Raw genomic sequence first — 10,674 nt, forward strand, 5'->3', positions numbered from 1 at the left:
CGCGCGCACCGAGCGCGAACGCGGCCGCGATGCCGCGCCCGTCGGCGATCGCGCCGGCGGCGATCACCGGCGCGCGCACCGCGTCGACGATCTGCGGCAGCAACGCGAACAGGCCCGGCTGCGCATGGATGTCGTCGGTCAGGAACATGCCGCGATGGCCGCCGGCCTCCGCGCCCTGCGCGACGATCGCGTCGACACCGCGGGCATCCAGCCAGCGCGCTTCCTCGACGGTCGTCGCGGACGAGACGACCTGCGCGCCCGTGCACCGCACGCGATCGAGCAGCGGATCGTCCGGGAGCCCGAAGTGAAAGCTCACGACGGCCGGCCGCAACTCCTCGACGACCGCGCACATCGCATCGTCGAACGGCGCGCGTCCGGGGCCGCCCTTCACGTCGGCCGGATCGAGCCCGGCTTCCGCGTAGTAGCCCGCGAGCGCCGCGCGCCAGCGCGCGTCGACCGCGGCATCGGGCGCCGGCGGCGTATGGCAGAAGAAGTTCACGTTGAACGGGGCGGGCGTGCGCGCCCGGATCGCCGCGATCTCGTCGCGCAATTGCTGCGGGCCCAGTGCCGCGCAGGCGAGCGAGCCGAGCCCGCCGGCTTCGCACACGGCGATCGCGAGCGGGCTCAGTGAACCGACCATCGGGGCCTGGATCAGCGGCAAACGGGAAGGCAGCGTCGTCATCGGAATCATCCTCGGGGAAGAAGCGGTGGTCGCGCGCGCCGGCGGCACGCATTTAATGCGCCCGATAATAACCGACAAACTCAAACTCCGATTACCACGCCATTTGCGTCACGAATTGATTTAACCGGTTAGTAAAAGCGATTATTCTTCGAAGCTTCCGCGGCACGATCCAACCCGTCCGGACCGGAATCGGCAAAAACACGCTCCAGCCTTTCCACACGGGCCGCCGAACCCGAAGCCAAACACCGTTTCACCGGCTTCAATGACATTGATCAATATTCAAGTTATTAAATACAAGCGTTTACCCTTATTAATAATCGCCCCGAGCGATAACATGAACGCGTCAATTAAAACGACGAACCACACCGGAATCGTCGACCGGCGCCACACCGCGTTACCTCAACCGAAACACGCCTTCTCAAGGAGCGTCGCATGTCCGATGCCAGCTCGTCCTCCTCCCGCGCCGCCGCCACGCCGGACGCGGCTTCTGCGCCGAAAATCGGCGTCATTCCCGCCACGCTGATGGTCGCGGGCAACATGATGGGCTCCGGCGTCTTCATGCTGCCCGCGAACCTCGCCGCGACCGGCGGCATCGCGATCTTCGGCTGGCTGATCACCGTCGTCGGCGCCGTGTCGCTCGCGCTCGTGTTCGCGAAGCTCGCCGCGATCGACCCGGCCGCCGGCGGCCCGTACGCGTATGCGCGCAAGTCGTTCGGCCCGTACATGGGCTACCAGACCAACCTGATCTACTGGCTCGCGAACGTGCTCGGCAACGTCGGCCTCGCGGTCGCCGGCCTCGGCTACCTCACGCATTTCTTCCCGGTACTGAAGGACCCGCTCGTGTTCGCGCTCGCGCAGATCTTCGTGATCTGGCTGTTCACGTACGCGAACATCCTCGGGCCGAACGTCGTCGGCCGCGTGCAGTCGGTCACGACGGTCTTCGCGCTCGTGCCGATCCTCGGGATGGCCGTGTTCGGATGGTTCTGGTTCAGCAAGGACGTGTATTTCGCCGGCTGGAACGTGTCGGGCACCAACAGCTTCAGCGCGATCGGCGCGACGCTGAACTTCACGCTGTGGGCGTTCATCGGCGTGGAAAGCGCATCGGTGTCGGCCGGCGTCGTCGAGAACCCGTCGCGCAACGTGCCGATCGCGACCGTCGGCGGCGTGGTGCTCGCGGCCGTCTGCTACGTGCTCAGCTCGACCGTGATCATGGGGATGATCCCGAACAAGGCGCTGCTCGCATCGAGCGCGCCGTTCGCGGATGCCGCGCGCCTCGCGCTCGGCAATACGGCCGCGAACGCGGTCGCGCTGTGCGCGGCGCTCGGCTGCCTCGGCTCGCTCGCGGGCTGGACGCTGCTGGTCGGCCAGACCGCGAAGGCCGCGGCCGACGACGGCCTGTTCGCCAGCGTGTTCGCGCGCGTCAACTCGAAGAACGTGCCGTCGGCCGGCCTCGCGATCGTCGCGCTGATCATGTCGGTGCAGGTGCTCGCGACGATGTCGCCGAGCGCCAGCGAGCAGTTCGGCAAGATCGCGTCGATCGCCGTGATCATGACGCTGCTGCCGTACATCTATTCGTGCATCGCGATCAAGGTGCTCGGCTACGGCAAGATGCCGTCGCACCAGTTCACGTTCTACACGATCGTCGGCCTGATCGGCGCCGTCTACGCGCTGTGGGCGATGGTCGGCTCCGACGGCCAGCAGACGCGCTGGTCGCTGATCTTCGTCGTCGCGACGATCGTCTTCTACGAGCTGTCGATCAACCGCCAGCGCGAGATCGAGGAAACCCACGTGCATCCGGGCGGCCGCTCGCCGCGCTGGGTGCGCTATCTCGCGCTCGGCGTGACCATCGCCGCGCTCGCCGCGACCTTCTGGATTTCCGTGGGCCGTCACCAGGCCGACACCCTTCACGCGCGCTCGCCGGCCGTTGCCGCGAGCGCCCAGGCAACCCAGCAAACGGGGGAATGACACATGACCGCATCCTTGACCCAACCGGCCTTCCGCCGCCTCGGCATGAAGGCGCTGCTCGTGCAGCACGACATCGACGAACGCACGGCCACCGGGCGCGCCGCGACGGCGCTTGCCGAGGAACTGCGCACCCGGCTCGTCGACGTCGTGATCGCGACGTCTGCCGACGATGCCTGCGCGGTCGTCGCCGCCGATCCGGCGATCCAGTGCCTGCTGCTCAACTGGGAACTCGGCAACGACGCCGGCCACGCGCCCGCGCAGGCCGTGCTCGACGCGATGCGCGCGCGTAACGCAACCGTGCCCGTGTTCCTGCTCGCGAGCCGTGCCAGCGCATCCGCGATTCCCGTCGACGCGATGCGCAAGGCCGACGACTTCATCTGGATGCTGGAGGACACCACCGCGTTCATCGGCGGGCGGATCGTCGCCGCGATCGAACGCTACCGCGAGACCGTGCTGCCGCCGATGTTCCGCGCGCTCGCGAAATTCTCGCGCGTGTACGAATACTCGTGGCACACACCCGGTCACACCGGCGGCACCGCGTTCCTGAAATCGCCGGTCGGCCGCGCGTACTTCGAATTCTTCGGCGAGGCGCTGTTCCGCTCGGACCTGTCGATCTCGGTCGGCGAACTCGGCTCGCTGCTCGACCACTCCGGCCCGATCGGCGAAAGCGAACGCTACGCGGCGCGCGTGTTCGGCGCGCACCGCACGTATCACGTGACGAACGGCTCGTCGATGTCGAACCGCGTGATCCTGATGGCGAGCGTCACGCGCAACCAGGTCGCGCTGTGCGACCGCAACTGCCACAAGTCGGCCGAGCACGCGATGACGATGTCCGGCGCGATTCCGACCTACCTGATTCCGTCGCGCAACCACTACGGGATCATCGGGCCGATCATGCCTGAACGGCTGACGGCCGCCGCCGTGCGGCTCGCGATCGACGCGAACCCGCTCGTGCGCGGCCGCGACGGCATCGACCCGACGCCCGTGCATGCGCTGATCACGAACTCGACGTACGACGGCCTCTGCTACAACGTCGCACGCGTCGAGGAACTACTCGGGCAGAGCGTCGACCGATTGCACTTCGACGAGGCGTGGTACGGCTACGCGCGCTTCAACCCGATCTACCGCGACCGTCACGCGATGCACGGCGATCCGTCGCAGCACGACGCGAGCAAGCCGACGGTGTTCGCGACGCAATCGACGCACAAGCTGCTCGCGGCGCTGTCGCAGGCGTCGTTCATCCACGTCCGCGACGGCCGCAACCCGATCGAGCATGCGCGCTTCAACGAGGCGTACATGATGCATGCGTCGACGTCGCCGAACTACGCGATCATCGCGTCGAACGACGTGAGCGCCGCGATGATGGACGGCCCCGGCGGCGAGGCGTTGACGACCGACGCGATCCGCGAGGCCGTCGCGTTCCGCCAGATGCTTGCGCGCCTGCATGCGGAATGCGCGGAGAACAACGACTGGTTCTTCAACGGCTGGCAGCCGGACAACGTCGTCGATCGCAAGACGGGCCGCCGCGTGCGCTTCCACGAAGCGGACGAGACGCTGCTCGCCACCGACCCGTCGTGCTGGGTACTGCATCCGGGCGACACGTGGCACGGCTTCGGCGAAATCGAGGACGACTACTGCATGCTCGACCCGATCAAGGTGTCGATCGTCACGCCGGGCGTCGCATCGCACGGCGGGCTGATGCCGGTCGGCATTCCGGCATCGGTCGTCACCGCGTATCTCGACCGGCACGGGATCGTCGTCGAGAAGACGACCGACTTCACGATCCTGTTCCTGTTCTCGCTCGGCGTGACGAAGGGCAAGTGGGGCACGCTCGTCAACACGCTGCTCGACTTCAAGCGCGACTACGATGCGAACGTGTCGCTTGAACAGGCGTTGCCCGAACTCGTCGCGCGCTATCCGGAACGCTACGGCAAGCTCGGTCTGCGCGACCTGTGCGACCTGATGTTCAGCGCGATGAGCGACCTGAAGACGACCGAGATGATGTCGCGCGGCTTCTCGACGCTGCCGAAGCCCGATTACAGCCCGGCCGAGGCGTTCGAGCATCTCGTGCACAACGACATCGAGATGCTGGAGCTGTCGGAGATGGAAGGCCGCACCGTCGCGACGGGCGTCGTGCCCTATCCGCCCGGCATTCCGCTGCTGATGCCCGGCGAGAACGCGGGGCCGGCCGACGGCCCGCTGCTCGGCTACCTCAAGGCGCTCGAGCAGTACGACCTGCGCTTCCCGGGCTTCACGCACGACACGCACGGTGTCGAAGTCGAGGATGGCGTGTACCGGATCGCGTGCATCAAGCAGAAGGCGCGCGACACCATTCCGCGCTGAGCCTGCACCGGCCGCGGTGGCACGCGGCCGTTCAGTACACGCGGCCGGTTGCTCCGGTCACCGGCCGCCTGCGCTGCACCGTCGTCGTCGGGTTGGAGGATGCATGCGCCGTATCACGGCGCGATCGCGTCGGCCGCTCGCGTCGGCTTCGGAATCGTCCGGCGTTCTTCCCGCGACCGGCCGCAGCGTCGCGACGGTGTCAGCCCGCGTCCGCCTCGGGCACGCGTGCGGCGGCCTCGATGCGAAACAGCAGCCGGTTGTCGAGCACATCCCAGATGTCGGCCTCGCCCTGCCCGCCCATCGGCAGGCCGACGAACACGGGGCGCCCGCCGATCCAGCCGGCCTGGCTCTTGAACCACTTGCGCTCGCACCAGCCGCCACGATGCAACGCGAGGCGCTTGCCGCTGTCGACGTCGAACTCGCGCAACACGAATTTCGCGTCGCGCGCCAGCACGCGCGTGCCGTCGTCCGAAAACGCGCATGGAAAGCCGTTGTCCGCGCCGGGTATGTCGCAATCGGTCGCGCCATCCGTGCGCACCGTCAGCGCCGCGTCCCGCGCGAATGCGCGGCGATGCCGGCCGGCGCTCACCGCGAACGGAGCGTCCTGGAAACGCTGGTCGGCCAGATCGTAATCGAGCACGTCGAGCGTGCCGTCGCCGGCGAGCGGCACGCGATAGAGCCGGTTGCGGATGCGCACCCACGCTTCGCGCGCGTCGGGCGACAGATGAACCCGTTCCGGATCGTCATAACGGCTGTCTGCCCGCCAGCACGCGTCCGCTGCACCGCTCGCGGCATCGACCCGGTAAAGTGCCGTGTTGTCCCAGTACGCGACAATCAGCGTCGACAACGACGCATCGGCCGACGCGCTCACCGGCACGTTGCGCAGTCGGTCCATGGCCGTCGCGTCCGTCTCGTCGGGCACGAACGGACGAGGCAGCGCAAACGACGCGACCACTTGCCGCTGCGCCAGATCCCAGATGTCGCAGAATCCGTCGCCGGCCACGACGAGTCGCGGTTCGCCCGTCTCGTCGCGCGCCCATTCGATCACGCACGCCCGGCGGGCGGCGTCCGGCCCGGCGGGCGACGCGTGCCGGAACCCGTTCGCCGACACCGATTCGGGCGCCGGTCCGGCATCGGCCCGTGCTCCCGCTTCGGGCGCCACGTAGTCCGGCGGCACGTAGTCGGGCATCGGTGACCTGTCACGCGCGCGCCACGCAGCCAGCCATGCCTGATACACGTAGCGACGACTGCCGTCCGTGCCGATATCGGGTTGCTCCAGATGAAAGGCGGCCGGATCGACGCCGGGCAGCGGCACGAGTTCGGCGCCGTTGCAATAGACGTAGGCCCGCGCGCGGTCCCGTGCGAAATACTCGGACAGGAACGTGAGCGTCGCTCCGTCGACGCCGCGCCGATAGGGCTGGTTGTAGTGCAGCAATCGCCCCTGCCCGTCGCGCAGAAAGCCGTGACCGACCGGTTCGGCCGTCGGGGCGTCGAACCTGGCCTTCACTTCCTTGCCGAAATAGAACAGCCGGCCCCCCTCCCGCAGATGGTCGTCGCCGACGACTTCGATTCGTGCGGGATCGATGCCGCGCTTGCGTACCAGCATGCACAGCACGCCATTGCGATCCTTCGCATAGGTATCGTTCAGGATCTCGAACGTCTTGCCGTCGACCTTCGCGGCCTCTGCATGGCCACGCCATTGCTGCCGATAGCAATGATCGCCGGCCTGATACCACGGCCCGCCAAGATGCCGCCACTGCGCAGGATCGCCCGGAAGCGGCCCTCCGCGAAGAAAGCCCTTGTGGTACTCCGAATACGAATAGAGCCGCGAGCGGTCCGCGATGAATGAATCGCCGAGCCATCGGACCGTCCCCGCGTCCGGTTCGAGCAGCGGCAGGTCGTGCAGGTACACCTGATCGCCGACCACCCGGTATCCGCCGCCGAGTTCCCGCGTCGATACGTCCGCCACGGCCTGCCCGATCAGCGCATGCCACCAGTACCCCTGCAATTCGGGACGCGCGGCGAAGAACGGCGACCAGTTGCGTTCCCATTGCTCGCGCGGGCCGGGATCATCCGCATGGCCGTAACGGTAGGGACGCGCGCGGTCGGTCGCCTGATCCTGCGCCACTTCATCCGCGCTGACAAAGCTCGCCGCATCGGCGCCTTCCAGTGCCCGCCCGCCGTACCAGACGCGCTGTGCGTCGACCAGATACGCGCCGACCCGACGCAGCGTCGCGGGATCCGCGCCGCGCATGCGCTTGCCGTAGTGATACAGGTAACGGTCGTCATGCCCCCATGATTCACTCAGCAGCCGAAAGCGCGCAGGCGACGCGCCGGCAAGTTTCCGGTTCTGAAAATAGACATGGTTCGCGTCGACGGCATGCGACTCGTCCAGCAGGCGAAACGTCGCGGCGTCGACGTCGAGCACGGTGAAGCGCAACCACGTGAAAGTGCACGCATAGGCACGCACGCCGTCCGTCGCCAGATACCGGGACAACGGCCGGAAGGCGTCGATCGCGATGCCTTCGATGAGGTTGCCGGCGCGGTCCCGCAGCGGGCCATCGTGGCAATAGACGTGCGCGTCGTCGCGCATGAAGCCGAATCCGAGGTTCTCTCTGAGTGTCATGTTGTTGGTTTGTTGCGCTTTCGTCCGGAATGCCCCGGTCAGGCGGTGCGCCGCCGGGTACGAAAGCCACCGCGCAACAGCGCGGCGCTCAAGCGTCCTGCGATCTTACGCCGCGATCCATCCCGCGCCGGTACGCGGCCGGGCTCGTCGCCGCGACACGCCGGAAATGCCGCCGCAGCGACTCCTCTGAACCAAACCCCGCACGCGCCGCCACCTGCGCGAGCGACAGCGCGGGATGCGCTTCGAGCATGTCCTTCGCCACGTTCACGCGTTCGCGGATCAGCCATGCGAGCGGCGACATCCCCGTCGCGTCCGCGAACTGCCGCTGCAGCGTGCGCGTGCTCATCGCGGCCTGCGCGGCGAGCGACGCGAGCGTGTGCGGCTCGGCCGCGTGCGCGCGCATCCAGTCGATCAGCTTCGCGAGCCGGTCGGTACCGCCCGGCGCGACCGGGCGCGGCACGAACTGCGCCTGGCCGCCGTCGCGATGCGGCGGCAGCACGAGGCGCTGCGCGACCCGGTTCGCGATCGCGCCGCCGTGATCGCGGCGCACGAGATGCAGCAGCATGTCGAGCCCCGCCGCCGATCCGGCCGACGTGACGACCTGCCCTTCGTCGACGTAAAGCGCATCGGGATTCACGCGCAGCGCGGGATAACGCGCCTGCAGTTTCTCCGCATAGCGCCAGTGGGTCGTCACCGTGAGGCCGTCGAGCACGCCGGCCGCGGCCAGCACGAACACGCCCGAGCAGATCGAGCAAAGCCGCGCGCCACGGCGATGCGCGGCCCGCAGTTTCTTCAGCAACGGCTCCGGCGGCGGTTCGTCCGGATCGCGCCAGCCGGGAATCACGATGGTATCGGCGCGATCGAGCGTCGCGAGCCGATACGGCGCGGCGACCGTGATGCCGCCCGCCGCGCGCACGGGCCCCGGCTCGCTCGCGCAGACCGCGAAGCGATACCAGTCGACCCCGAGCTCGGGGCGTTCGAGCGCGAACAGTTCGACCACGCAGCCGAATTCGAAGGTGCAGAGGCGATCGTAGGCGAGCGCGACGACGAGATGATTGTGCATGGCGCGATGTTACCGGAACTTGTCGATCGCGCCACTGCCGCGACGGTCGCCGAACCGCGATACTGCCCTTCATTCCACTGCGTTCCGCTCAACCTTCAGGAGAACTCGACCATGTCCTACGTCACCGACGTCCCCGCTGCCGACAGCCCCGCCGCCCTCGCGCATTTCGGGGCGTCGCTGCGCTTCGAGACCGATTGCTGGGACGTGCACGACGCGCTCGCATCGGGTGCGCCCGATTTCGTGCTGCTCGACGTGCGCGGCCCCGACCAGTTCGCCGCCGGCCACGTGCCCGGCGCGCGCAACCTGCCGCACCGCAAGATCATCGAGAGCAAGCTCGCCGGCTATCCGGCCGGCACGCTGTTCGTCGTCTACTGCGCGGGCCCGCACTGCAACGGCGCCGCGCGCGCGGCGATCCGGCTCGCGCACCTCGGCCGGCCGGTCAAGCTGATGATCGGCGGCGTGACGGGCTGGCGCGACGAAGGTTTCGCGCTGAGCAACGAAATGCAGCCGGCGGACACCGAAGCCGGCTGATCATCATTAAAACCGCAACAATCAATTGTCTGAGCGCGGCCTGCACGCGATCGAAAAAAGCGCGACAATCGGCTCCATTGCAGTTCGGATGGAGCAGCAACATGCAGAACGCAGTCCTGATTCAAGTGGCCGGTTCGGTGGCCGCGATCGCGATCTATTTTCTGCCGGCGGTCATTGCCGACCGGCGTGGCCGGCACGACAAGCTGACGGTCGCGATGTTCAACGCGCTGTTCGGGTGGACCGGCATCGGCTGGCTGATGACGCTGTACTGGGCCTGCCAGCCGAACCCGCGCACCGATGTCGCGCAGACGATCCTCGCCAAGCGTCGCGGCATCAGCATGCGGACCTTTTCAACCGGTCTCGTCGAACGCGTGCAGCGCCGTGTCGCCGCCCAGGAGCAATGGGCGGAAAAGCAAGGCTGCCGTTAAGTCCCTCTTTCCCGATCACCCTGCCGCGTCGAACTTCGGCATCCTGACGTTGGTCGACGCGCGGTAATGCCACGCCAGCCCGTCGTGCCGCGGCCCGCCGCCCGCACGCAGCCACGCCCCGAACGCCCCCGCTGTCACCGCCCGTGCGATCCGCTCGCCCGGGCAGCCGTGCGGCCCCGTGCCGAAACCGAAATTCGGCCCGGCCGCGCGGCCGGGCATCAGTTGGTGCGGATCGCGATGCACGGCCGGGTCGCGGTTCGCCGCGGCGAGCACGACGAGGATCGCGTCGCCGGCTTCGACGGTCACGCCTTCGATCGTCGTGCGCGATGCGACGAAGCGGCGCGTGTTCTGCACCGGTGAATCGAAGCGCCCGACTTCGGCAACGAACGCGTCGAACGCGGCATCGTCCGGCACGACGCGCGCGGCGCTCGCGCCCGCTTCTATGCCCGCTTCCAAGCCCGATTCCGCGCCCCCGTTCCACGCCACCAGCGCATTGCCGAGCCAGGCGGCGGTCGCCTCGCACGTCTGCGACAGCAGCCCGACGAGGTTCGCGACCAGCGCGCCGCTTGCCTGCCAGCCCGCCGCACGGGCCGCCTGCTGCACGGCGGCGACGAGCGTGCCGTCGTGCGCACGCGTCTGCGCGACGCGCACCGTCATCCGGTCGAGCAACTGTCGCGCGGCGTCGCTCGCGCGGGCCAGCGCCTCGGCATCGGACAGCGGCGACAGCGCCGCGACGAAGTCGACCACCTGCGCCGCGATCGCGTCGAGCTGCGTCTCGTCGAAGCCCAGCAGATCCGCGACCGCGCAGACAGGCACCGTCATGCACCACGTGTTCAGCGCGCCGGCATCGCCCGGCGGCGGCAGGCGCCGCGCGGCGAGCTGCATGGCACGGTCGCGCAACGCAGCCGTGTCGATCGGCGCGAACGCCGCGCGCAGCGCCTGCTTCGGCACGTCGTGTCGCAACGCGCCGTCGTTCATGCGCACCAGCTCGCCGAACAGCGCGCCGGCTGTCGTGCCGCGCAACGCGGGCGGCACG

General features: G+C 68.4%; 8 protein-coding genes. 4 read left to right on the forward strand and 4 right to left on the reverse strand.

Annotated elements, in window-relative coordinates; all coding sequences use genetic code 11:
* Nucleotides 1-682: nitronate monooxygenase family protein (locus tag DPV74_RS34270; RefSeq protein ID WP_162923215.1), on the reverse strand; the 682-nt coding region annotated here is incomplete at its 3' end.
* A 432-nt stretch (nucleotides 683-1,114) separates the two neighbouring features.
* Between DPV74_RS34270 and adiC the strand changes: the two genes are divergently transcribed.
* Together adiC and DPV74_RS34280 are read left to right on the forward strand one after the other, a co-directional pair.
* Nucleotides 1,115-2,647: an arginine/agmatine antiporter gene (gene adiC / locus DPV74_RS34275; protein WP_034195968.1), complete on the forward strand. Its 1,533-nt coding sequence runs from the start codon at nucleotides 1,115-1,117 to the stop codon at nucleotides 2,645-2,647.
* 3 nt (nucleotides 2,648-2,650) lie between these two features.
* Nucleotides 2,651-4,990 carry an Orn/Lys/Arg decarboxylase N-terminal domain-containing protein gene (locus DPV74_RS34280; RefSeq protein ID WP_060086242.1) on the forward strand — a complete coding sequence of 780 codons (2,340 nt, stop codon included), beginning with the start codon at nucleotides 2,651-2,653 and terminating at the stop codon, nucleotides 4,988-4,990.
* Nucleotides 4,991-5,189: 199 nt separating this feature from the next.
* Here the strand turns inward: DPV74_RS34280 and DPV74_RS34285 are convergent, their stop codons facing one another.
* A complete protein-coding gene (locus DPV74_RS34285; protein WP_119338805.1) occupies nucleotides 5,190-7,616 on the reverse strand; it encodes a DKNYY domain-containing protein in 2,427 nt (808 codons plus the stop codon).
* 88 nt (nucleotides 7,617-7,704) lie between these two features.
* On the reverse strand, nucleotides 7,705-8,679 hold the full coding sequence (ftrA, locus tag DPV74_RS34290) for a transcriptional regulator FtrA (RefSeq protein ID WP_059488315.1): 975 nt from the start codon (nucleotides 8,677-8,679) through the stop codon (nucleotides 7,705-7,707).
* Nucleotides 8,680-8,790: 111 nt separating this feature from the next.
* On the opposite strand from ftrA, the gene DPV74_RS34295 reads away from it, so the two are divergent.
* Entirely contained in the window at nucleotides 8,791-9,210 is a 420-nt protein-coding gene (locus DPV74_RS34295) for a rhodanese-like domain-containing protein (protein WP_119338806.1), read from the forward strand.
* A 101-nt stretch (nucleotides 9,211-9,311) separates the two neighbouring features.
* The gene (locus DPV74_RS34300; protein ID WP_011354384.1) at nucleotides 9,312-9,638 is read left to right on the forward strand and encodes a superinfection immunity protein; all 327 of its coding nucleotides are present in this window, start codon (nucleotides 9,312-9,314) and stop codon (nucleotides 9,636-9,638) included.
* Nucleotides 9,639-9,653: 15 nt separating this feature from the next.
* On the opposite strand, the gene DPV74_RS34305 is transcribed toward DPV74_RS34300, so the two are convergent.
* The coding region (locus DPV74_RS34305; RefSeq protein ID WP_162923216.1) for a cytochrome P450 at nucleotides 9,654-10,674 on the reverse strand (1,021 nt) is incomplete at its 5' end.

It is taken from the genome of Burkholderia sp. HAN2018, assembly GCF_024704855.1.
In the GTDB taxonomy this organism is placed as follows: Bacteria; Pseudomonadota; Gammaproteobacteria; order Burkholderiales; family Burkholderiaceae; genus Burkholderia; species Burkholderia cepacia.

Excerpts from the sequence above, each read along its gene's own strand:
- adiC (WP_034195968.1), top strand. The coding sequence starts at position 1,115 with ATGTCCGATGCCAGCTCGTCCTCCTCCCGCGCCGCCGCCACGCCGGAC.
- DPV74_RS34280 (WP_060086242.1), top strand. The coding sequence starts at position 2,651 with ATGACCGCATCCTTGACCCAACCGGCCTTCCGCCGCCTCGGCATGAAG.
- DPV74_RS34285 (WP_119338805.1), bottom strand. The coding sequence starts at position 7,616 with ATGACACTCAGAGAGAACCTCGGATTCGGCTTCATGCGCGACGACGCG.
- ftrA (WP_059488315.1), bottom strand. The coding sequence starts at position 8,679 with ATGCACAATCATCTCGTCGTCGCGCTCGCCTACGATCGCCTCTGCACC.
- DPV74_RS34295 (WP_119338806.1), top strand. The coding sequence starts at position 8,791 with ATGTCCTACGTCACCGACGTCCCCGCTGCCGACAGCCCCGCCGCCCTC.
- DPV74_RS34300 (WP_011354384.1), top strand. The coding sequence starts at position 9,312 with ATGCAGAACGCAGTCCTGATTCAAGTGGCCGGTTCGGTGGCCGCGATC.